19 protein-coding genes are annotated in these 21,639 nt (G+C 72.5%); 7 read left to right on the forward strand and 12 right to left on the reverse strand.

All coding sequences use genetic code 11. The annotated features are described in order from the left end of the window. Window positions 1–23: 23 nt before the first annotated feature. Window positions 24–866 carry an S-methyl-5'-thioadenosine phosphorylase gene (locus tag ACPXBU_RS15810; RefSeq protein ID WP_425758589.1) on the forward strand — a complete coding sequence of 281 codons (843 nt, stop codon included), beginning with the start codon at window positions 24–26 and terminating at the stop codon, window positions 864–866. Window positions 867–961: 95 nt separating this feature from the next. Then, window positions 962–1,588 carry a DM13 domain-containing protein gene (locus ACPXBU_RS15815; protein WP_425758590.1) on the forward strand — a complete coding sequence of 209 codons (627 nt, stop codon included), beginning with the start codon at window positions 962–964 and terminating at the stop codon, window positions 1,586–1,588. Between the two features lie 13 nt (window positions 1,589–1,601). Here the strand turns inward: ACPXBU_RS15815 and ACPXBU_RS15820 are convergent, their stop codons facing one another. Beyond that, window positions 1,602–2,204, reverse strand: coding sequence for a histidine phosphatase family protein (locus ACPXBU_RS15820; RefSeq protein WP_425758591.1), 603 nt, complete (start codon window positions 2,202–2,204; stop codon window positions 1,602–1,604). 9 nt (window positions 2,205–2,213) lie between these two features. After that, on the reverse strand, window positions 2,214–2,858 hold the full coding sequence (locus tag ACPXBU_RS15825; protein ID WP_425758592.1) for a transcriptional regulator: 645 nt from the start codon (window positions 2,856–2,858) through the stop codon (window positions 2,214–2,216). A 94-nt stretch (window positions 2,859–2,952) separates the two neighbouring features. Between ACPXBU_RS15825 and ACPXBU_RS15830 the strand changes: the two genes are divergently transcribed. Beyond that, complete coding sequence (locus tag ACPXBU_RS15830) at window positions 2,953–4,146, forward strand: PEP/pyruvate-binding domain-containing protein (RefSeq protein ID WP_425758593.1); 1,194 nt, start codon at window positions 2,953–2,955, stop codon at window positions 4,144–4,146. A 90-nt stretch (window positions 4,147–4,236) separates the two neighbouring features. Here the strand turns inward: ACPXBU_RS15830 and ACPXBU_RS15835 are convergent, their stop codons facing one another. Further along, window positions 4,237–4,473 carry a 2TM domain-containing protein gene (locus tag ACPXBU_RS15835; RefSeq protein WP_425758594.1) on the reverse strand — a complete coding sequence of 79 codons (237 nt, stop codon included), beginning with the start codon at window positions 4,471–4,473 and terminating at the stop codon, window positions 4,237–4,239. 140 nt (window positions 4,474–4,613) lie between these two features. Between ACPXBU_RS15835 and ACPXBU_RS15840 the strand changes: the two genes are divergently transcribed. The 3 genes from ACPXBU_RS15840 (at window position 4,614) to ACPXBU_RS15850 (ending at window position 7,353) form a co-directional block, all read left to right on the forward strand. Next, window positions 4,614–5,411 carry an alpha/beta fold hydrolase gene (locus ACPXBU_RS15840; protein WP_425758595.1) on the forward strand — a complete coding sequence of 266 codons (798 nt, stop codon included), beginning with the start codon at window positions 4,614–4,616 and terminating at the stop codon, window positions 5,409–5,411. A gap of 9 nt (window positions 5,412–5,420) precedes the next feature. Further along, on the forward strand, window positions 5,421–6,707 hold the full coding sequence (locus ACPXBU_RS15845) for an MFS transporter (protein WP_425758596.1): 1,287 nt from the start codon (window positions 5,421–5,423) through the stop codon (window positions 6,705–6,707). Window positions 6,708–6,831: 124 nt separating this feature from the next. Next, a complete protein-coding gene (locus ACPXBU_RS15850) occupies window positions 6,832–7,353 on the forward strand; it encodes a monooxygenase family protein (protein ID WP_425758597.1) in 522 nt (173 codons plus the stop codon). 50 nt (window positions 7,354–7,403) lie between these two features. Here ACPXBU_RS15850 and ACPXBU_RS15855 read toward each other — a convergent pair whose 3' ends face one another. From ACPXBU_RS15855 to ACPXBU_RS15875, 5 genes are all read right to left on the reverse strand, one after another. Then, complete coding sequence (locus ACPXBU_RS15855; protein ID WP_425758598.1) at window positions 7,404–9,524, reverse strand: B12-binding domain-containing radical SAM protein; 2,121 nt, start codon at window positions 9,522–9,524, stop codon at window positions 7,404–7,406. 10 nt (window positions 9,525–9,534) lie between these two features. Then, window positions 9,535–10,932: a TfuA-like protein gene (locus ACPXBU_RS15860; protein ID WP_425758599.1), complete on the reverse strand. Its 1,398-nt coding sequence runs from the start codon at window positions 10,930–10,932 to the stop codon at window positions 9,535–9,537. Beyond that, window positions 10,925–12,091: a YcaO-like family protein gene (locus ACPXBU_RS15865; RefSeq protein WP_425758600.1), complete on the reverse strand. Its 1,167-nt coding sequence runs from the start codon at window positions 12,089–12,091 to the stop codon at window positions 10,925–10,927. Before ACPXBU_RS15865 ends, ACPXBU_RS15860 begins: the two co-directional genes overlap by 8 nt. A 26-nt stretch (window positions 12,092–12,117) precedes the next feature. Next, window positions 12,118–12,492, reverse strand: coding sequence for a class IIb bacteriocin, lactobin A/cerein 7B family (locus ACPXBU_RS15870; protein ID WP_393246266.1), 375 nt, complete (start codon window positions 12,490–12,492; stop codon window positions 12,118–12,120). Window positions 12,493–12,641: 149 nt separating this feature from the next. Then, entirely contained in the window at window positions 12,642–13,004 is a 363-nt protein-coding gene (locus tag ACPXBU_RS15875) for a hypothetical protein (protein WP_393361701.1), read from the reverse strand. 356 nt (window positions 13,005–13,360) lie between these two features. On the opposite strand from ACPXBU_RS15875, the gene ACPXBU_RS15880 reads away from it, so the two are divergent. Continuing rightward, window positions 13,361–14,107 (forward strand): MerR family transcriptional regulator, encoded by a 747-nt coding sequence (locus ACPXBU_RS15880; RefSeq protein WP_425758601.1) that lies wholly within the window; start codon window positions 13,361–13,363, stop codon window positions 14,105–14,107. Between the two features lie 8 nt (window positions 14,108–14,115). On the opposite strand, the gene ACPXBU_RS15885 is transcribed toward ACPXBU_RS15880, so the two are convergent. Genes ACPXBU_RS15885 through ACPXBU_RS15900 form a run of 4 tightly spaced genes read right to left on the reverse strand, consistent with a single transcriptional unit; the run spans window position 14,116 to window position 21,622 of the window. Beyond that, a complete protein-coding gene (locus ACPXBU_RS15885; RefSeq protein ID WP_425758602.1) occupies window positions 14,116–17,148 on the reverse strand; it encodes an ATP-binding cassette domain-containing protein in 3,033 nt (1,010 codons plus the stop codon). Between the two features lie 24 nt (window positions 17,149–17,172). Further along, complete coding sequence (locus tag ACPXBU_RS15890; protein ID WP_425758603.1) at window positions 17,173–19,356, reverse strand: NHLP family bacteriocin export ABC transporter peptidase/permease/ATPase subunit; 2,184 nt, start codon at window positions 19,354–19,356, stop codon at window positions 17,173–17,175. Continuing rightward, the gene (locus ACPXBU_RS15895; RefSeq protein ID WP_393361713.1) at window positions 19,353–20,162 is read right to left on the reverse strand and encodes a hypothetical protein; all 810 of its coding nucleotides are present in this window, start codon (window positions 20,160–20,162) and stop codon (window positions 19,353–19,355) included. The genes ACPXBU_RS15890 and ACPXBU_RS15895 overlap by 4 nt, the downstream gene beginning before the upstream one ends. Next, window positions 20,159–21,622: a SagB/ThcOx family dehydrogenase gene (locus tag ACPXBU_RS15900; protein WP_425758604.1), complete on the reverse strand. Its 1,464-nt coding sequence runs from the start codon at window positions 21,620–21,622 to the stop codon at window positions 20,159–20,161. The genes ACPXBU_RS15895 and ACPXBU_RS15900 overlap by 4 nt, the downstream gene beginning before the upstream one ends. Window positions 21,623–21,639 lie beyond the last annotated feature (17 nt).

Genomic DNA, 21,639 nt, shown 5'->3' on the forward strand with positions numbered 1-21,639 from the left:
CCCGCTTCCGAGGAGACGTACACATGTCAGAAGGTACGGCCCGCCCACCGATCGGCGTGATCGGCGGGTCCGGTTTCTACGAGTTCCTCGACGACGTCCGCGAGGTCGCCGTCGACACACCGTACGGACCGCCGAGCGACGCGCTGTCCGTCGGGAGCGTCGCCGGGCGACCCGTGGTGTTCCTGCCCCGCCACGGACGCCGGCACACACTCCCCCCGCACCGCATCAACTACCGGGCGAACCTGTGGGCGCTGCGGGCGGTCGGCGTCCGCCAGGTGCTCGCGCCGGGGGCCGTGGGCGGCCTGCGACCGGAGCTGGGCCCCGGGACCCTCGTCGTGCCGGACCAGCTTGTCGACCGGACCTCCGGCCGCGAGCAGACCTACTACGACGGGCGGCTCCGCCCGGACGGACAACTCCCCGGAGTCGTCCACGTGCCGTTCGCCGACCCGTACTGTCCGGTCGGTCGCGCCACGGTCCTCGACGCCGCCCGCGACGCCGACTGGCGGCCTGTCAACGGCGGCACCGTGGTCGTCATCGAGGGGCCCCGCTTCTCCACGCGTGCCGAATCGGTGTGGTACGGCCGGCAGGGCTGGTCGGTCGTCGGCATGACCGGTCACCCCGAAGCGGTGCTGGCCCGCGAACTGGCCCTGTGTTACACCGCGCTGTCGCTGGTCACCGATCTCGATTCGGGCGTCGAGGTCGGTCACGGTGTCACCCAGCAGGAGGTGTTCACGGTCTTCGCGCGAAACGTCGAACGCCTGCGCGTCCTGCTCGGCGACGCGGTCCAGGCGTTGCCGGCGGACCAGGCGGGCTGCCCCTGCGCACAGGCCCTGTTCGGCACGGACACCGGCATCACGCTCCCCTGACAGCCGGGGCGGGGGTGTCGACGGCTGCCGATTCGTAAGGGTTCCGCAAGGGTTGGCGACCGGTCCGGCCACCACCGCCGCCGTACGCTGCGGGGGTGGGAAAATCGATCTTCCGGTCGCCGGTGGCCTGGGCCGCCCTCGTCTCCGCCGTCGTCGTGACGGCCCTGGCCCTCTCCTGGTTTCAGCCGTGGAAGCTGTTCACCGACACCTACGTCGACGAGGCGCTCCCGGGCGCGGGGACGACCTCGGCCGTCCCCGCGCCGACCTCCGCGACCCCGGCCCCCGCGACCCCGGCCCCCGCGACCCCGGCCCTCACGACCCTGGCCCCCGCGACCCCGGCCCCCGCGTCGAAGGCCACACCGGCGGCTAACGAGATCCTGGCCGCCGGGACGTTCGTCACCCACGAGCACCAGACGACCGGCAGTGCCGAGATCCACCGGCTCGCCAACGGACGCCACCAGCTCGTCCTGCGCGACCTGAAGACGTCGAACGGGCCGGATCTGCGGGTGTGGCTGACCGACCAACCGGTCATCCGGGGCACTGCCGGCTGGCACGTGTTCGACGACGGCGATTGGGTCGAGCTGGCCCGGCTCAAGGGCAACAGGGGCAACCAGGTGTACGACCTACCGGCCTCGGTGGACCCCCGTGACTTCCGGAGTGTCTCCATCTGGTGCAAGCGATTCTCGGTCTCCTTCGGCGCGGCCGACATCAAGACCACCTGACCGGGCCGGCGCCTCAGGGGCGGGCGGCCGTGCGGAATCCGGTCCAGCGCAGGTCGCCCGAGAGGTGGCTCTGGTCGTTGAACATCACCAGGGTGGGCGACAGGCCGGCCCGGTATTCGAGCACGGTGAGGCCGGTGTTCGCGCTGTCCAGGCCGAGCCACCGGGTGGGCGGGGCCGCCAGCGCGTGCCGCACCAGCCACGCGATCGGGTACGCGTGCGTGACAAGCACCTCGTGTGAGTCCGGCTCGGCGCGCTCCGGGGGCGTGGTGAACCGGGTCACCAGAGCCTCGGCGATACGTGCACCGGCTGCCGCCTCGGCCTCGTCGTAGCCGTCGAAGAAGCCGGCCCAGGAGCGGGGCATCTCGTCCGCGTTCGGCACGTACGGCACGTGGTCGACGAGTTCGGCCGCCTCGGCGACCGGCACGTCGGGCAGGTGCGTCGCGATCGCGCGGGCGCTCGCGGCGGCACGCGGCAGCATCGAGTGCCACACCGCGTCGATCGGCAGGCGGGCGAGCCGTCGACCGAGCAGGTCGGCCTGCTGGTATCCCACGTCGGTGAGCTCGCCGAAGGCGTCCGCCGCGCCGTGTCGGGCCAGGTAGAGGTATCGGACAGCCACGGCGGGAACCTATCGGCTTTCCGGTGCGGCGTCCCGGGCGATCCCGAGTGTCGACAGGAGATCCTCGTGCAGCTCCATCCACACGGCGTGGCACGACGCGACCCCCACCCCGGTCACCCACCGCCCGTCCCCCGCGCGAGCCCGGGTGAGCGCCGCGTCGAACCGGTCGGCGTAACCGTCGAACCGCCTCAGCACGCTGACGAGCGTGCCGATCAGCCGGATCAGCTCCACCCCGATCGCGGTGAGCTCGTCCAGCACCCGGCCGTCCCACTGCGGGTCGGTGTGGTCGTTGGACGTCAACCGGTCACCCTCGACCGGCCGCAACTGCCAGTCGGTGCAGGCCCGGACCAGTCGTCCGTTGAGGGTCTCGAACTCCTTGTGGGCCTGCTCGACGGTGGTCCGTGCGCCCGTCTGGTCCAGCTCCTCGCCCAGCTTCCGGGAGTCCTGCGCGCGGCCGCGCTCGGTGAGCGTCCACCCGCCGGTGCCACCGAACTCGACGTGTGTCACCCACCCGTACGCCTCGAAGTCCAACAGCAGCTCGGCGGCCGTCTCCAGGTCGACGCCGGTGCGGTCGGAGACGGCCGCGTCGTCGGCCACCCCGGCGACCCGCACGGCGTGCAGAACCGACAGGTCCGGTGCTGAGGCATGCGTCATGGCAGTCAGCATCCAGATTCCCGCATCGGACGTCAACGTGGCGCACTCGGCGCAGGTCAGCCCCCTCATCCGGGGCCAGGTAGGCTCCCCACGCGTGAAGGGGAGCCTGTTGCTCATCGACCTGACCGACGCCGAACCCGCGACGTCCGGCGGCAAGGCCGCCGCGCTCGCCCGGCTTCTCCGCGCGGGCATGCCGGTCCCACCCGGGTTCGTGGTGCCGACCAGCGCCTACCAGGAGACCGACGACGGCCTCCCGGCCGAGCTGATCGACGAGATCGCTCAGGCGCTGCCGCGGATCGGGGGCGGCTACCTTGCCGTGCGGTCGTCGGCGACGAGCGAGGACACCGCCCACGCCACCGCGGCGGGGCAGCACGACACCTTCCTGGGCGTGCGCGGCCCCGATCAGGTGGCTGACGCCGTCCGCAGGTGCTGGTTGTCGCTGTGGTCCGAGCGTGCCGTGGAATATCGGCGTCGCCAGGGCGACGCACCGTCGCCGTCGATCGCCGTGCTGGTGCAGCGCCTGGTGGACGCGGACGTCGCCGGGGTGATGTTCACCGGTGACGACATCCGGATCGAGGCGTCCTGGGGGTTGGGGGAAAGCGTGGTCAGCGGCCACGTCACCCCGGACTCGTGGACGCTCTCCGGCGGCGACATCACCCACCGGTCGCTCGGTACGAAGGAGACCCGGGTCGACCGCACGGTCACCCGCGAGGTGGCGCCGGCCGACCGGGAGCGCTTCTGCCTCACCGACGACCAGCTCACCCGGCTCGCGCAGCTCGGCCGGCAGGCCGCCGACCTGCTGGGTGGCCCGCAGGATGTCGAGTGGGCGATCGCCGGCTCCCGGATCTGGATCCTCCAGTCGCGCCCGGTCACCAGCGCCCTCCCTCCCGCGCCCACGGTCGGCGGCGAGGGCGGTCAGGCCCGCACCGGTACGCCCGGCAGCCCCGGTCGCGCCACCGGGCCGGCGCGCGTGGTGCGTGGCCCCGCCGACTTCGCCCGGGTGCGGCCCGGTGACGTCCTCGTCTGCCGCACCACGGATCCGGCCTGGACCCCACTGTTCGGCGTGGTCGCCGCGGTCGTCACCGAGATCGGCGGCCTCCTCTCGCACGCCGCGATCGTCGCCCGCGAGCAGAGCCTCCCGGCCGTCCTGGCGGTCCCGGACGCGACGACAGCCCTGCCCGACGGCGCGCTGGTGCGGGTGGACGGGAGCACCGGCCTCGTCGCACTCCTGGGCGAGCACCCGGCGGCCCGACCGGTCATCGCCACCCGGGCCGACCAGAGGCCCTAACCCGGCCCTGACCCGGCCCTGGCGTGGTGGCCGCCGTGGCCACCCGGGTCAGCGCCGGGCTGTTCGGAGCGACGACGCGCACAACCCCGTTCACCGCCCCGGGTATGGCTGCCCCGAGCGGTGCGATCCGGCCAACATCCTGTTCACGGCCCAGCCGTGGAATGCCAGCCCGACACCCCAGCCGAGAATCGACCACAGGGGCCAGAAGAAATGGTCCGGGGTGGCGAACCACCACACCACGATCTGGGCCAGATTGCCGATCACGTAGCTGAGAAGGTGGATCCGCAAACCCCACCTGATGGCGTTTTCGCTCTGCAACGACGTCATGAGCGCAGATTAGGTCGACGGACTTGACGAATACGGAATTGGTTGACGGCTGACCCACTGCTTCGTTCAGTGCTCGTCAAGTGGCCGGACCTACGCTGCGCAGAATCACGACCGAGAACGATTATCGAAGGGTTCACCTCATGACAACCAGCCGTCGAACGTTGCTCGCCGGATCCGTCGCGGCCGCCACCGGCGCGGTGCTCGGGGCGCCCGCCGCGCAGGCCCACCCCCGGCCCGGTAACCAGCCCAGGCCCACCGTCGTCCTCGTGCACGGCGCCTTCGCCGACGCCTCCGGCTGGAACGACGTCGCCACCCGGCTCATCCGCGACGGCTATCCGGTCCTCGCTCCGGCGAACCCGCTGCGCGGCGTCGCCACCGACTCCGCGTACCTGGCCAGCATCCTCGCCACCCTGAGCGGGCCGATCGTCCTCGCCGCGCACTCCTACGGCGGGATCGTCACCACGAACGCCGCCACCGGCAACCCGAACGTGAAGGCCCTGGTCTACGTGGCCGCGTTCGCGCCCGATCAGGGCGAGACGCTGCTGGGTCTGCAGACGAGGTACCCGGGCAGCAGGCTCGACGAGGCAGCGCTGGACTTCCGGCCGTACGACGAGGGCGTCGTCGACGGCTACATCAAGCGGCAGTTCTTCCGGGAGGTGTTCGCGGGCGACGTGCCGAAGGCCACCGCCGAGCTGATGTGGGCCGGGCAGCGGCCGGCGGATGCCCGCACCCTCGGGGAGCCGTCCGGGGCCCCGGCGTGGAGGACCATTCCGTCCTGGTACCTCGTCGCCCGCAACGACCAGGTGCTGCCGGCCGCGGCACAGCGGTTCATGGCGCAGCGGGCCGGCGCGCAGGTCCGCGAGGTCGGCGCGTCGCACGTCGCGATGATCTCGCAGCCCGCCGCCACGGCCGACCTCATCAAGCGCGCCGCGCGCTGACAGGCCACGATGCACACGCACGCATACGAGAGTCAGTGCGCCGCCGAGGAGACTCGACGCGCGTCGACGACGGCACCGGTCAGCCACCCGAAGCTGACGTTGCTCGCGTTGGCACTCGGCACCTTCGCGATCGGCACCGGCGAGTTCGGCAGCAACGGCATCATCCAGCTCTTCGCGTCCGACCTGGGCGTCACCATTCCGGTCGCCACGTACGCGATCACCGCGTACGCCTTCGGGGTGGTGCTGGGTTCCCCGGCGATCATCCTGCTCGCCGCCCGGGCCAACCGACGTACGCTGCTGATCGGCCTGATCGCGCTGTTCCTGGTCGGCAACGCGCTCTCCGCCCTGGCACCGAACATCACGCTCCTCGTCCTCTTCCGCTTCGTCGCCGGCAGCGTGCAGGGCGCCTTCTTCGGGGCGGGAGCCGTCGTCGCGGCCTACGTGTACGGGCCGGGCAAGGGCGGCAAGGCATTCGCGACAGTGATGGGCGGGCTCACCGTCGCGACCATCGCGGGGTCCCCGTTGGGCACGCTCATCGGTCAGAACGCGGGCTGGCGCGTCATGTACGTGACCGTCGTCGCCGTCGGTCTGCTCGCCGGCGCCGCCCTGGTCGCCTGGCTACCGCGCACCGACGAGCTACGCGGCACGTCGATCGCCAACGAGCTGCGAGCGCTACGTCGGCGCAACGTCTGGCTGATGGTCGCCGTGGCGGCGCTCGGCATCTCCAGCATCTTCGCCGTCTACACGTTCATCGGCCCGTTCGTCACCGACGCGGCGCGGCGGGACGCCTCGCTCATCCCGCTCGCGCTCGCCGTCTTCGGCCTCGGCATGGCGGTCGGCAACCACCTCGGTGGGCGGGTCGCCGACCGGCACGAGAACCGCGGGCTGTTCTGGGGCTACGGCGGCGTTCTGGTCCTCCTCGCGCTGATCGGGGTGGCCGGCAGCGACCTGGCGGTTCTGCTGCCGTGCCTGTTCGGGGTCGGCGCGACGATGATGTACGCGATCCCCACCATCCAGGTACGGCTGACCAGCTTCGCGCCCGACGCCCCGACGCTGATGGGCGCCCTCAACCTGGCCGCCCTCAACCTCGCCAACTCCCTCGGCGCGATCGGCGGCGCGGTCACGCTGGACGCCGGTTGGGGCACCCTGTCCACCGTCTGGGCCGGTTTCGCCCTCACCGCGGTCGGCCTGCTCCTGTACGTCGGCACCATCGCCCGGAGCGGGCCAGCACCGGTGCCGCCGCGCCTCCCGAACGAGGCGACCCGACCACACCGTCGACAGAGGATCCCGACGTGACCCGGAGAGCCCCGGGACCGACGGTGCGGAGCCCGCCCGCGGCATCCAGTCGGCGTCAAGTGCCCGTTCAGTGCCGCCGCCTAGCGTCGGTCCCGTCGAGCTTCACAACCGAGGAGAGCCTACGATGCCTACCCGCGTCAATCGGCAGACTGTCGACCTGTCGTCGTATCCGGACCTCGTGGTGGTCTATCTGGGCATGCGGGTCAACCGGCTCTACGGCCTGCGGACACTCCTGGGCTACGGCCCGCAGATCGGCCGGTCCACGTCCGCCGAGCCGGACGGTCTGATCCACAGCGAATCCCTGCTGTGGTCGCTGTTTCCCATGCACGTCGGCATCCGTCAGTACTGGCGGGACCTGCCCGCGCTCCTGTCGTGGGCCCGCTCCGAACCGCACCGGCTCTGGTGGCGCAACTTCCTGCGCGACAGCGGCGGCACCGGGTTCTGGCACGAGACCTACCTGCTGCGGGGAGGGATGGAGGCGGTCTACGACGACATTCCGAAGCAGCGGGGCTTCGCCGCGTTCGCGCCCGTGCGGCCGGCCCGCGGGGCCATGTTCGGCTCGGCCGCGCGGGTCGGGCGTCCCGAGGACACCATCGCACCTGTCGTCACCGAGGAAGACCTCTACCCCGGCGAATCCGGCCACTGAGCGCGGGGGCCCCGGGAGGCGGCGACGGATCGCGCCGCCCCCCACCGGCCCTACCGGTCGGCCGGGAGCTGGTGCCGACGGATCAACCGCTGCCCGATGAAGGTCCGCCAGACCCGGTCGGCGACCGTCGGTTCGACGATCCAGAGTCGGCGTTGCGCCTCGGCGAGGGTGAGCGGCGCGCTGAAGAGATCCAGGAACAGCCGGCTGCTGCGGTTGAGGGCGAACACCTGACCGTCGATCCGGCGGAACAGGTGCCGGTCCGCCGGCAGGTCGCCGGGTACGCCGTCCTGTTCGTCGGAGCGGATCCGCCGGTACGCCTCCCACACCTGTTCGTCGTCGCGGTCCACGAAGGTGCCGTTGGCGAGGAACTGGGTCTGGTCGTCGGTGTCGTGGCGTACCCGGTCGTTGGCGAGGACGCCGCGCACCGCCGTGCCGTACCGGTCGTGGTAGAAGAACGTGTGCGGGGTGTCGGTGGCGCCCAGCCACGGCCGGTGGTAGTGACCGGGGTTGAGGCCGGCCTTGGCCTGGGCGACCTCGGCCTGCGCCGCCTCGGTGACCGGCTCGTCGAACTTCAGCATGCGGACGATGTCCGATCCCTCCACCGGCCGCACGTTCGTGATGCCGAACCGGTCCGGCTCCTTGGCGACGATGGCGCCCGGCGTCAGCATGAAGTCGCCGAGCCCGCCGAGGGTCCACAGGTCCGGGTTGTCCCGCAGGAAGTTGACGCTGTCCAACGCCTCCTCGCGGGTCTCGGTGGGGAAACCGGTGAAGCCCATCATCTGCACACCGATGTTCGCCTTGGTCATCGACATCATGGTGCGTCGCGCCTGCTCCGGCTTCGTGCCCTTGTCGATCAGGTCGAGGACGCGCTGGTTGCCGGACTCGAAGCCGACCGAGATGGCCACGCAGCCGCTGCGCCGCAGCAGCTCGCAGCGCTCGTCCGACCAGTACTTCTCCAGCCGGATCTCGGCGCCCCAGCGGAAGTCCAGCCCGCGCTCGACGACCCGTTCGGCGAAGCGCAGGATGGTCGCCGGCGCGAGCACGTCGACCGAGAAGTAGATGAACTTGGCGAACTTCGACAGCTCGGTGACGTCCGCGACCATGGTGTCCACCGTGTCCTGCCGCCACGGGCTGGTCGGACCGTCGGTGTTCAACCCGTAGTCGCAGAACGTGCACTTGTTCCAGTAGCAGCCTCGGCTCGGCGAGTAGTAGACGAACCGCTCCGGGCTGAGATAGAGGTCCCAGGGCAGGCCGGAGAAATCGGGCACCGGCACCTGCGCCAGGCGTTCGTAGCGCAGGGGAAGCTGACGCTGGCGGCCGTACTTCGGGTGCAGCCGGACGTTCGGGTGCCCGGCCGGCAGGGTGCCGGTCTGCACCGCGTCCAGGATCTCCGTGTACGCGCTCTCCCCCTCCCCGACCACTATCGCGTCGAAGTCGGCGAGCACCTGGAAGACGTACTCGGGTTTGCTGGCGCACTTCCAGACGTCGGAGATCTCGGTGCCACCGGCGATGAGGAAGACGTCCGGGCAGGCCCGCCGCACGAGTCGGGCGATCCAGAGCGCGAACGGCAGCTGCCACTGGTAGGTGACGCTGATGCCGATCACCTGGTTTCCACCGGCGGCCAGCCGCGGAATCAGCACGTCCTCGTAGTACGGCTGGAAGGGCCGGTTGAGCCGGGCGAGCAGCGCCTCGTCGGTGAGCGCCGCCACCGAACCGATCGAGATCATCGGTGGCGGGTGGAGCCGGAAGCCCGCGTGGAACTGCCCGGGGAACCCGACCGTGCCGAGGGCGTCCATCCAGGAGATCACGCCCTCGACGGCGTCCTGGTAGTGCCGGTAGTCGTAGAACAGGGTCGGGTCCTGCAACACCCCGATCGACCGGCGCAGCCGCTCCGGGTCGGGGTCGGGCAGTCCGAGCTGGTTCGCCCGGGCCATCAGCGCGTCCGGGCCGCTGAGGTCCTTGGTGGAGACCCGGGACAGCTCCCGCCGGAGCCAGTCGTACGCCGACGGGGTGTAGGAGTGGTGGAACGCCTCGATGTTGGCGTCGATGATCTCCGCCGGCCGGTGTCCCTGCGCCCGGGCGTACGAGTCGAGGTAGTTCAGGGAGTGGTATCCCGAGGTGGGATCGGTAAGCGGGGGGTAGATCAGTGCCGCCTTGACCGTGCCGCTCATCGACTCCTCCTCAGCCGACCCGAGCCGCGGTAGCGGCCAGGGTGTCCTCCTGCGCGTACGTGGCCACCGCGGGCAGTCGCGGGGCACCGAACGCCTTGACGTACGCGACGAGCGGTTCGGCGGCGTACCGGAGCGCCGCCAGGTCGACGAACCCCCGGTCCCACGCCGCCGCCTCCAGTCCGTCGTCGGCGCAGCCCCACAGCCGCGCGAAGCACGCGTCGACGACCTCGGTGCGGAAGTGCAGCCGACCACCCGGCCGGCGCTGCCCCGTCGTCCGCGGGACGAGGGTCTCGTTGAGCGACGCCGCGGTCGCCGCGACCTGCCGCGCCGCGGCGAGCAACGCGGGGGTACGCAGCGGCGCCGCGACCATCCACAGCGCCAGGCTGCGGTACGGCGTGGTGCCGAACGCCCGCACCAACACCCGCAGCACCGCCTCGCTGTCGTCGAGATCCCGTTCCCGGTCGGTGAGCCAGTCCCACCCGGTCGGCAACCCGGCGGTCAGCCCTCGCCGGCGGGCCACCTCGCGGGCACGCTGTTCGACGGTCGGGTCGGCGATGTCGACCTCGGCCAACCCGGCCAGCACCCCCCGCCGGTGCCAGAGGGCCGCCTCGGGGTGCAGCAGCATCAGCACCGCCGCGGCCTCCCGGTCGCTGACCCAGTGCCCGCCGACCGACGCGCCGGCGAACCGCGATCGCCAACTGTCCAGGAAGCGGGTGTGCAGGTTGTCGATCGGCTTGTCACCGGCGTGCGCGGGGCACAGCTCGGGTGCGTTGCGCGCCGCCATCGACAGCAGCAGCCGCGCGTCGGCGCCCTTGGCGTCGGAAGGCTCCCGCCGGTGCCACGCCAGGAACCGCTGCACGACGTCCGCAGCCTCGGGCGGCGCGCTGCGCTCCAACGCCCGGTACGAGCGCCGCCGGAAGGGCAGCTCCCGGCCGATGGTCAGCAGCAGCTCGGCCTCGGCGTCGCTGAGCACGCCGGCCGTGACGGCGCGGCGCAGCGCGACCCGGATGTTCACGAGCGGGACGCTCAACGCGCGGTGGCCCTCCTCGGCGGGGCCGTGCACGACCGCCACCTCGTCGTCGCCCGTGACGACGCCGTCGCGGTAGAGCTCGAACACCTCGCCCACGCCCCGCATCCCGAACGGCCACAGCTCGGCGGCGCGCAGCGCGCCCATGCTGGCGGCGCCGGCCACCGTCACGCCGCGGTCGAGCAGGTGCAGGATCTCCCGGTGGCGGACCGGCGGGTGTTGCAGGAAGAACCCGTCGATGACGAGGACCCGGTCGCCGGGGGCGACGTCCAGGCGGAGCAGGTCGCCGTGCGCGACGGGCGGCAGCACCACCGCGTCGGGCAGCAGCCGACCGACCTCGTCGGCCGGCAGGCTCGGACCGATGAAGACGACGTCAGTCACGGGGCACTCCTGGTCGGATACTCAGGGCCCGCTCGTCGAACATCCGCAGGCCGGGGGCGAACACCTTGCTCACCGGTATGCCGATGTCGTCGTGCGTCAGGTCGACGCTGAACGGCTCGACGCCGGTGACCCGCTGCACCCGCGACGCCAGCTCCCGCAGCACCTTGGTCACGTCCCCCACGGGTGGCGAGTCCCGGCGGACCGGCCGGACAGGCCGGTCGACGGTGGGAGGTGGCACCGGCGGCGCGCCGACGTCGTGGTACGCGGTGGCGTCGATGTCGTCCCGGGCACCGGAGACCATGACCAGCCGCGACTGCGCCGCCTCCGACATGGCCCGACCGACGGCGATCTCCGGGTCCACGTGGCAACCGAAGCCGCCGAAGGTGACCGGGAGGTCCTCCGACCAGATCGACGCGGCGTAACAGGGCACGTCGACCGCGTTCGTGATGTCGCAGATCTCCACCCAGCACCCCGCCCGCAGCAGCGCCTCGTGCACGGTGCGGGTCATCGCGTTGGTGGCGGTGCCCGGGTCGGCGTAGGTGCGCTCGGCCAACGGCGAGGTGCAGTACGGGGCGATGCAGTCGCGTTCGATGACCTCCAGCAGGGCGTGCAGGCTGGCCTCGGCGAAGGTGTTCCCGGTGGCGAGCCCGTTGCTGCTGGGGGTGAACAGGGCGCGGTCCCAGCCCCGCCGGATGGTGAAGTCGAGTTCGATCGTGGCGCGGGGCACCAGGCAACGCGCACCGGTCACCAGCCCGCGGCCGGCCACCCAGTCGAGTTCGACGGCAGGGGTCAGGGGTGACCGTTCCGCCAGGTGCAGCCACCGGACGTCGTACGGAAGGTCGAGCGCCTCGGCCGGGGACCGGACGACGGTCCCCGGCCGGAGGTTCTCGGCATGCCAGGACTCGATGCTCTCCATGACCGCGCTGACCCGGGCCTGCGTCGCCGTGGCGCCGGTGCCGACGCTCACCGCCATGGTGGCTCCGACCGGCCGGTAGGCGACGTGCACCGGTAGGCCGATCTCGTCGAGCCGGGTGATGTCGGCGACCCGGGTGATCCGGAACCTGTCGAGCAGGCCGCCGATCCGTTCCCAGGTCTGCTCCACGGTGGCCGTCCGGTAGGTGCCGGATCGGAAGGCGATGGTCTCGGTCGTGTCAGTCATCGAGGCTCCCGGCGGGGGTGGGGAACTTAGAGGATGAGGACGGCGATGATGTTGACGTTGTTGTCGGCGATCGGGGCGACGCCGCCGGCGACGCTCTCCAACTCGGCCTCGGTCAGCTCGTTGAGGTCGACGAGCGGCACCTCGGGCACGTGCAGCACGTGCAGGCCGGGCGTGCCGGCCCAGTCGGCGACGATCTGGTCCTTGGTGTAGAGCGTGGCGGGCTGTGCGCGGTCGACCTCGACCCGGGAGCCGGCGGCGACCGGCAGGCCGGCCGCCGTCGCGTAGCCGGTCGGGTCGGCGAGCAGGCGCTGCAGTTCGTCGTCGCTGCGCCACACCGCGGTGACCAGTTCCGAGTACTTGGTCACGAACCTCGCGCCATATTCCTGGTCGTCGTTGCTCATCGTTCGGTCCTTTCCTCGGGGCTCGCTGTGGGACGGGGGGTCGATCGCTGTGGCGAGAACGCTACGAAGATCGAGGTTCGACAATCAATGATTTCGGCTTTCTGCCACCAGAATCTGCCGCGCCGACCGGTGGGCGGCAGACATCGGTGTCAGGTGCAGCAGCACGGGCAGCAGCAGGCGCAGCTGGGGTCCAGGCCGGCGACGACGCTGTCCAGCTCGTCCTCGGCCAGCTCGGCCTGGGCCACCGGCAGCAGCGACGGCACGAAGAGCACGAAGACGCCGGTGGTCCCCGCCAGGTGCCACGACTCGATCTGCACCTCCAGGTCCGGATCGGCGTCGGCAACGTCCCGCACCACCCGGACCTGCACATCCTCGGACAGATGCAGCCCGTAGCCGGCGAGGAACCCGCGCGGGTCCCGATCGAGCGCCTGCTCCTTGACCGGGTCGGCCCAGACGTCGGCGACAAGCCGGCTGTACGCGGCCACGAAGACCGCTCGATCGACAGGTGTCACACCCTGCTCCCTTCGGTGGTCGACCGCCGGCGGCGGCGACAGGCAGCGCGGGAGGGTCCGGGCCGCCGATTTCACCTCATCGTGGGTCACCGGCGGATCCGGTCCGCCCACCGAGCGGGGATTTCACCGAATGTGGCCGCGAAAGGGTCGCGCTGCGGCGAAAGCCGGGTAATTGAGAATCAGCGACTTGCGGCGGGCGAGCAATTCTAATGAGCGACACCACTGTGGACAAGTAGTAATTCCTCGCCTGTCGAGCGCCCGGTGCCCGCACCTAGGCTGCGATCGGCGGACCGCCAGCAGTGACAGCGGTTCGACGGGGTGCCGTGTTCCGTCACCGAGTGCTGCCGGAGGCCATCGTGAGCATCGACGAGGTGACGACGACGCCCGGCGGCCCGGCCGGGTACAGCGTGGAGGAGCTCGCCCGCAAGGTCGGGATGTCGCCGCGCAACATCCGCGCCCACCAGGCCCGGCGGCTGCTGCCCCCGCCGGTGCGGCGCGGTCGGGCCGCGCTCTACGACGACTCCCACGTCCGCCGGCTGGACGCGATCCTCGCCCTGCAGCGGCAGGGCTTCAACCTGGTGTCCATCGAGGCGATGCTGGGGGTCCGGGCCAGTGACGAGGCGCCCGACGGGCTGACCGCGATGCTGCAACGCCTGACCGCCGACCGTCCCGCGCTGGCCCACGCGCTGACCCGGCACGGCGTGATCGGCCGGACCACCGACGGCACCGTCCGCACGGTCCGGCCCCGCCCGCTGCGCGCCGCCCTGGACCTGCATCGGGTACGCGTCGGCACGGTGCCGGCCCTGCAGACCCTCAGCGAGGTGCTGGACAGCCTCCGGCCGGTGGCCGACGAGCTGGTCGCCGCCGTCACCGCCCGGCTGCTGGCCCTCGCCCCGGAGCTGGTCCGCGGTGGCGCCCGGTCGTCCTGGGCCGACCTCGACCGGGAAACCCTGCTGCTGACCCAGGGCGTGGTGAACGTGCTCACCGAGGCGTTTCGCCTCGCCGTGGAGAACCAGTCGGAGGCGCACGTCGCCGAACTGCTGGAGAACCATCTCGACACGGACGTGTGCCTGGAGGACAGCACGGTGATCGACAACGGCTGACCGGCCCGTCAGCCCGTCGCGGGCTGCCCGTCGGCCTGCCGGCTCTGCGCCACCGCGTCGGCCCGTCCCGGTTCGGTGAGCAGTTGCCGCCGCGCCAACCTGTGGAACAGCCCCTCCGGGTCTCCCATCAGCTCGTCGAAGGTGCCCCGCTGGACGATCCGCCCCGCTTCGAGGACCACGATGGTGTCCGCCGCACGCACCGTGGACAGCCGGTGGGCGATGACCACCCGGGTCGCGGCCAGGGCCGCGGTGCTCCGGCTGACCACCTCCTGGGTCCGGTTGTCGAGTGCGCTCGTCGCCTCGTCGAGGAAGATGATCCGGGGCAGCGGCGCCAGCGCGCGGGCGATGAGCACCCGCTGACGTTGCCCGACGGAGAGCGTGCCGCCGCCGAACGGCACCATCGTGCTCATCCCCATCGGCAACGCCTCCAGGTCGTCGGCGAGGCCGGCCATCCGGGCCGCCTCCCAGACCTGGTCCAGGGGGTAGCTGCCGGCGCCGCAGATGTTGTCCCGTACCGAGCCGGCGAAGAGCTGCCCGTCCTGCAGGACCACCCCGCACTGCCGGCGGACCGCGTGTACGTCGAGTTCGGAGAGGTCCTGGCCGTCGTAGAGCACCGCGCCCTGCTGCTGGCGTTCGAAGCCGAGCAGCAGTCGGAGCAGCGTGGACTTTCCGCAGCCGCTCGGTCCGACGATGGCGACGAACTCACCCGGGCGTACGTGCAGGTCGATGTCGACGAGCACCGGCGGCTCGTCCGGCTGGTAGGCGAAGGTGAGCCGGTGCAGCGCGACCTCGCCGCGCAACTCGCCCGGGTCCACCCGGTCCGGACGCGCCTCGGGTTCGGCGCGCAGGATCTCCCGCAGGCTGCCGAGGCGGGGCACCGCCGCGATCACCTCGACCCCGGCCGACACCAGCACCAGCAGCGCGCCGAGCAGCATCGCGAAGCCGACGTTGAGGATGAAGAAGTCGGCGGGCGCGACCCGGCCGGCGAGCGGCCCCATCAGCACGGCGAACAGGACCAGTTGGCCGGCGACCGGCAGCACGGTGCCGAAGGCGACCAGGCCCGCCTGACTCTGCCGGACCCGTTGCAGCGCCGCGCGGGCCGTCGCGGCCACCTCCGACCAGCGCGCGTGGGCCCGGGTCTCGGCGGCGGCCAGCTTGATCTTCACGATGCCGCCGAGCAACTGGTTGGTCATCGCCGCCGCCCGGTGCTCGGCCGGCAACGCGGACCGCTGCTGACGGACGATCAGGACGGCGAACGCGCCGAAGGTCAGCATGGTGACGGCGACGATCCCCGCTCCCCACAGCCCGAGCACGGGCTCGACCACCAGGAGCATGCCGAGGGTCACCGCGACCGTCGCGGCCGCCGAGACGAGTTGCGGCAGCAACGCGCTCAGCGCCTCACCGACGAACGAGATCCCCAGCATCGAGTTGGCGATCTCACCGCTGCTGCGGCCGGTGAAGAACCGGGCCGGCAGCCGCATGAGCCGGTCCCAGATCGCCAACTGCGCGCCGGACTGCAACCGGCCGTCCAACCGCAGCAGACGCAGGTTCTGCACCACGCCGACCAGCCCCGCGACCACCGCCGCGCTGAGCATCAGCGCAACGAAGCCGACCAGGCCGTTCACCTCGCCCCGCCGGGCCAGCTGGCCGAGCACCTCGCCGGTGGCCAGCGGCACGCCCAGGCCCAGCACCGCCACGCAGGCGGCGGCGAACAGCAGACCCCGTACGTCCCGGGACGCGCCGACCAACCCGGCCCGCAGCAGGTGGCGCATCCGCGCGGTCGGCGGCAGCGGCGCCTGCACCTCGGTCGCCTCGGCGGCGAACGTCGCGGCCACCGTCGCGTCGATCGGGGCGTACGCCCGGGTGTCCGGGTCGACGTGGTGGTAGCGCCCGCGGCGGAACAGCAGCGGCACCGCCACGGCGTGCTCCGGGTCGGCACCGGCCCGCCACCCCACCAGCGGACCCAGGTCGCGCCGCCACCAACGGTCCGGCAGCCGCACGGCACGGAGGAACAGGCTGGACGCCCGGGTCACCGCGTGCACCGCCGCCCGGTCGTCAAGCGGAGCGCGGCTGCGGTCGGCCGGCTCGTTGATCGGGGTGCCCATCCCGGCGGTGACCACGCGGAGCACCGAGGCCGCCCGCTCGTACCTGTCGAAGCCGGCCTCGGTGTCCGGGACCGGCACCGCGCCGCCCGCGCCGATCACCCCGATCGACCGGCGGGCCGCCGCGGCGAGCACCGCCGCGTCGGTGAGCCGGCGCCGCCGCACGGCGCTCAGCAGGGCCGCGTCGGCCTCCTCGATCCGGGTCTCCACCATCCGCAACAGCCGGGCCACGTGCTGGTCGACGGCCGAGCGGAGCTGACCGTTGACAAGCAGGTCCCAGCTCCCGTGGCTCTCCACCGCACACGGCGACTCGGCCACCACCCAGTCCCGCTCGGTGACCAGCAGCAGCTCCCGCTCCCCGGACATCTCCGCCGGGCCGCCGTCGTTGCGGCGCAACTGCCCGCCGGCGCTGCGCAGCCACCAGGCGCCACCGGTGGAGGTGAGGGCGCTCCCCTGCGCCAACGAGATGATCTCGCGTCCGCACAGGGTGGACGCCTCCCGGGGCGCCTGCCCCCGGCGCAACGCGTCGGCGACGGTGACGAGCACCAGGTCCACCGCCTCGACCAGCTCCGTCGCGGCGGTCCGTGCCCGCGGCGACACCCCCTCGTCCGCCACCCGGCCGAGCCGGACGTGCCGCTCCAGCAGGGACAGGTGACGCCGGGACAGCCCGCGCAACTCCGTGCCGGGCAGCGGCACCAGGATCAGCTGCCACGCACCGATCGCGGTGGACGTCGGCACCAGGCCACCGGCGGGCAGCCGGGCCACGTGGTGGCGACGCGAGGGGCTCATCCCGGCCCGGCGTACCGCGAACAGGTCGGCCTCGCCCCCGGTCACCAGCCAGCCGGCCACCGGGCCGTCCAGGCGGCAGACCTCGCGTACGCCGTCCGCGCAGAAGCCGATCAGGCCGCCGGCCGGGGGATCCTCCACCGCGCCACTCATCAGCGTCTCCTCGGTTCGTCGTGGTCAGTGGTCCCGGACCAGGCGCGCGTACGCCCCGTCCTGGGCGACCAGGTGCTCGTGGGTGCCGCGCTCGACCTCCCGACCGCCGTCCAGCACGACGATCAGGTCGCAGTCGCGGACCGTGGACAGCCGGTGGGCCACGATCAGGCAGGTCGCCCCCCGGCGGCGCAGGTGCATGTCGATCCGGCGTTCGGTCTCGGCGTCCAGCGCGCTCGTGGCCTCGTCCAGCACCAGCACCCGGGGGTTGCGCACGAGCGCGCGGGCGATCTCCAGCCGCTGCCGTTGGCCGCCGGAGAAGTTGCGGGCGTTCTCCCGTACCGGGCTGCCCAGGCCACCGGGACGGGCCGCGACCTCGTCGTAGAGGCACGCGTCGGTGAGCGCGGTGACGACGTCCTCGTCCGCGACCGTGAGGTCCCACATGGTGACGTTGTCCCGGACCGTACCCTCGAACAGCCGTTGGTCCTGGTCCACCATGGCGACGGTGGCCGCCCACAGGCCGTCGTCGGCGGCGGCCCGCTCCAGGCCGTCGACGGTGACCCGTCCGGTCCAGGGCCGGTAGAGACCGGCGACCAGCCGACCCACCGTCGACTTGCCGCTGCCCGAGCGTCCGACAAGCGCCACCCGCGCCCCCGGCGGCAGGTCCAGGCTGAAGTTCTCCAGCAGGGGACGGCCCAGCGGGTTGTAGCCGAAGGTGACCTCCTCGAGGCGCAGGTGGCCCTCCATCGGCGTCAACTGACGGTTGGGTTGGTCCTGGGTCGCCGGCAGCGGATACCGCTCCACGTCACGCAGCCGGTTGAGGTCGGCGCTCATGTCCTGCAGGCGCGAGCCCAGCGCGGTCAGATTGCCCAGGGGACGGTTCATGGCGGCGGCCAGGCTCTGCATGCCGACGAGCACGCCGACACTCATCGCCTCCGCCACGACCTGCCGGCTGCCCAGGCCGAGCAGCACCGCCGTGGTCGCCGAGGCGAGGAGCGCCGGCAGGACGGACAGCACCGCGGTGGGCACCCCCAGCCGCTGCTGACGGCTGGCGACGGTGGCATGGCGGGCCGCGAAGCGGGCCACCGCGCGTTCCTCCTCGCCGCCGGCCTTCACCGTCTCGATCATCTGAACCGTGGTGTACACGGTGGTCACCAGCTTGCTGCGGTCCGCCTGGAGTCCGGCGACGGCCGTCGACCGGGTCGAGGCGACATAGCGCAGCACGCTGACGTTCAGCCCGGCGAGGACCACCGCGCACAGTCCGAGCAGCAGGTCGTACTGGCAGAGCAGCGCCCCGTACGCCAGCACCAGGCCGGTGTCCACCACGGTGGTGGCCGTCCGACGGGTCAGCACCTCGGCGACCACCTCGTTGCCGCGGACCCGCTGGCTGAGGTCGGCGGCCTGCCGCTGGTCGAAGAAGGCCGGCGGCAGCCGCAGCAGATGTCGGAAGAACCGGGCGGCGCTGGCGAGGGCGAGCGCCGTCTCCGCGCGTACGGTCAGACGTTGCTGGAGCAGGCTGGCCAGGAAGGTCAGCGCGGTGGCCACCGCCACCGCCGCCACCAGTCCGGCGAACGCGGCCCGGTCCTCCTGCAGCAGCACCCGGTCGACGAAGACCTTCGCCATCACCGGGATGGTCAGACCGACAACGGCGATCAGCAGGCCGAGCAGCAGCATCTGCGCGATCGCCGAGCCGGGGCCGCGCCACCGCTCGGCCAGCGCCCGCACCAGCCGGTAGCGGGTGCCGCCGGGCCGGAACTCCGGGCCGGGCTCCATGGTGAGCACGATGCCGGTGAAGGCGCCGTCGAACTCCTCCCAGCTCACCGCCCGGGGACCGGTGGCCGGATCGTTGATGAAGACCTTGCGTCCGAGCCCCTCCAGCACCACGAAGTGCTCGAACCGCCAGAACAGCACCGCCGGCAGCGCCACGGTGGCCAGGCCGGCAAGGTCCATCTGGAAACCCTTGGCCACCATCCCGTACCGGCGGGCGCCCTTGAGCACGGTGGCCGCGGTGGAGCCGTCCCGGCTCACCCCGCACACCCGGCGCAGCTCCTCCAGGGGCACGTGCCGTCCGTGGTGGGCGAGCAGGATCCCCAGCGCGGCGGCACCGCACTCCACCGCCTCCATCTGGATCAGGGTGGGCGTACGGACGCGTCGCCGCCGGATCCTGGGCAGTGCCGGCGTGCCGCTGGCGGCTGTCGTCGGCGCGCTCATCGCCGCAGCAACCAGTCGATCGGGTGTTCCCGGTCCACCGTGAACCACGCCGTGACCTCGCTTGCCGAGTTGAGCTGGAACGGCGGCGGGGACTTGGTCCAGCGCAGCCCGCCCGGGGCGCCCGGGTCGGGCGCCAGGGCGACGGTCACCCGGACCACGCTGCCGCGGGCGAGCAGCCGCCGGACGTCCGGCCCGGTGCCGAGGAAGGCGCGCAGCGAGGCCTCGGTCTCCGGAAACGCGCCGACGGTGGTCACCTGGCCGGCCAGGGTGCCGAACACGTTGCGCGGCGCGGCCGCGGCGGCCACCTCGACGGACACCCCGGGTTGCAGCAGCGGCGCGGCGACGGCCGGGGCGTAGACGACGGCCTGCAACGCGTCCCCGGCGGTGTCGAGCCGTTCCAGGTCGGCCAGGTGCGTGCCCGGGGTGACGATCTCACCCTCGGAGACCAGCCAGGCCACGACGTACGCGTCGCCCGGCGCGGTCTCCACCCGTACCTTGCCGTCCGGTGTGCGCAGGCTGTAGAGGGGAGTGCCCTTCGGCACCCGCTGGTGCGGTGCCGCCCACACCTTCGTCACCTGGCCGCTGTCGAGCGCGTCGAGGGCCGAGATCCCGTTCGAGTGGATCAGCACCCCGGCCGCCTCGACGGTCCGGGGCACCACCGTGCGCACCGACCAGACACCCGCCGCGACCACGACGATGACGAGCGCGGTGGTGGCCAGCCAGTTCGGCACCGTGGTCAGCCGTACCGCCCGGTCCAGTTGCTCGGGCGCCTCCAACTGGCGCAACGCCTGCCGCCGGAACTTCATGGCCGGCCCCCCACCCCGGCCGGGCCGGTGGAGCGGCGCGAGCCGAGCAGGAAGTCGGCGACGCTCGGCTCGACGAGCGGGTCGAGCCCGGACAGCTCGGCGAAGGACTGGGAGTCCCCGGCGCCGAGAGCGCAGGGCGCCAACCCCATGGCGGTGGCGACGAGATACATCTGCTGGGTCAGCACACCCGCGTCCTTGAGAATCATGGCGTAGCTCATCCCTTCGTACTTCCACATGAGCCGCTGGACCCGGGCGGTGACCACCAGGACCGTCTGCGGTGGCCGAGGCAGGGCGCCGGCCGCCCGGGCGTACGCCAGCAGCCGGTCCGCGGCCGGCCCCCACCCGGCGACCGGCTCCAGCCGGTGTCCGACCGCGTCGTAGTGGTAGAGCCCGGGGTCGAGCCCGGCGCAGCGGGCGACAAGTGGATAGATCTCCAGCTCGTAGACTCCGCCGCCGCCCGGGTAGGGCCGGTGGCCGACCTCCTGCCCACCGGTCTCGCCGACGGCGTTCGTGTGCTGCGACCGGTACAGGAACTCGGCGAGCCGCTCCAGGCGCAGCGGTGCCGCGTCGTCGTGGTCGCGCACGCTGCGGCGGTCCGTGACGACCTGGCTGAACGCGGGGTCCGCCTTGGTGATCGTCGCCAGGTCCGGCAGCGGCAACTCGACCGCCCGACCCCCGTCGTACGGGCGGCGCAGGGGAAGTGGTGCGAAGCGTTCCCGCATCCGGTAGGTGCCACCCACCGGCAGCGCGTGCCGGCCGGCGCGGGAGCGGTGGTGCAGCCGCAACTCCTCGGGCGACCAGTAGGCGAGCGGGGCGTCGTCGCACTCCGCCGTGAACTCGGCGTCGGTGACCAGGATCCGGGCGGTGGCCAACTCGTCGAGCACCCGTCCGGCGGCTTCCGGCGGCACGCCGAGCGTGCGGGCCACCGCCTCGGGTCCGACGCCCGGCACGGCGGCGGCCAGCACCGCGCCGAGGGCGGCGTCGGCGCAGCCGACCGCGATCGTGCTCAGCGGCGATGCGGCCGTCAGCATGCCGTGTTCGTGCTGGAGGGTGGCGAAGCGGGAGAGCCGGTAGCGGACCCCGGGTGCGTGCAGGCGGCTCTCCGGCAGGCTGCCCCGACCCAGGCCGGTGGGCACCAGGTCGAGCAGCGCCCGGTCGTCGACCTGGACGCGCCGCTCCAGCCAGGAGTGGGCGAGCAGCCGGCGCAGCAGAAGCTGCGCGGGCAGCACCCGATTCTCCCCCTCGAGCCCGCTGATCAGTCGGCCGACCTCGACGTCGTTGACCCAGTCGGCGGCGAGCCGCAGCAGCAGCGCCCGCCGGCCCATGCCCGGTTGTTCCAGGGTGAGCTGGAAGCGGGTCTGCCGCAGGGTCAGGGAGCCGTCCTCACCGAGTCGCAGTTCCGCGTCCCGGCGCAGCCGGTACGACTCCTGCACCGGCGGACCGCCGACGGAGCCGCTCACGCCGGCCGCCCACCGAC

The sequence above is a fragment of the Micromonospora sp. DT231 genome (assembly GCF_049847025.1).
Lineage (GTDB): Bacteria > Actinomycetota > Actinomycetes > Mycobacteriales > Micromonosporaceae > Micromonospora.

Bases quoted from the DNA above. Each gene is read 5' to 3' on its own strand.
- ACPXBU_RS15810 (WP_425758589.1), top strand. From the start codon at position 24: ATGTCAGAAGGTACGGCCCGCCCACCGATCGGCGTGATCGGCGGGTCC.
- ACPXBU_RS15865 (WP_425758600.1), bottom strand. From the start codon at position 12,091: ATGACTGACACGACCGAGACCATCGCCTTCCGATCCGGCACCTACCGG.
- ACPXBU_RS15840 (WP_425758595.1), top strand. From the start codon at position 4,614: ATGACAACCAGCCGTCGAACGTTGCTCGCCGGATCCGTCGCGGCCGCC.
- ACPXBU_RS15885 (WP_425758602.1), bottom strand. From the start codon at position 17,148: ATGAGTGGCGCGGTGGAGGATCCCCCGGCCGGCGGCCTGATCGGCTTC.
- ACPXBU_RS15870 (WP_393246266.1), bottom strand. From the start codon at position 12,492: ATGAGCAACGACGACCAGGAATATGGCGCGAGGTTCGTGACCAAGTAC.
- ACPXBU_RS15845 (WP_425758596.1), top strand. From the start codon at position 5,421: ATGCACACGCACGCATACGAGAGTCAGTGCGCCGCCGAGGAGACTCGA.
- ACPXBU_RS15850 (WP_425758597.1), top strand. From the start codon at position 6,832: ATGCCTACCCGCGTCAATCGGCAGACTGTCGACCTGTCGTCGTATCCG.
- ACPXBU_RS15835 (WP_425758594.1), bottom strand. From the start codon at position 4,473: ATGACGTCGTTGCAGAGCGAAAACGCCATCAGGTGGGGTTTGCGGATC.
- ACPXBU_RS15895 (WP_393361713.1), bottom strand. From the start codon at position 20,162: ATGAAGTTCCGGCGGCAGGCGTTGCGCCAGTTGGAGGCGCCCGAGCAA.
- ACPXBU_RS15855 (WP_425758598.1), bottom strand. From the start codon at position 9,524: ATGAGCGGCACGGTCAAGGCGGCACTGATCTACCCCCCGCTTACCGAT.
- ACPXBU_RS15825 (WP_425758592.1), bottom strand. From the start codon at position 2,858: ATGACGCATGCCTCAGCACCGGACCTGTCGGTTCTGCACGCCGTGCGG.
- ACPXBU_RS15890 (WP_425758603.1), bottom strand. From the start codon at position 19,356: ATGAGCGCGCCGACGACAGCCGCCAGCGGCACGCCGGCACTGCCCAGG.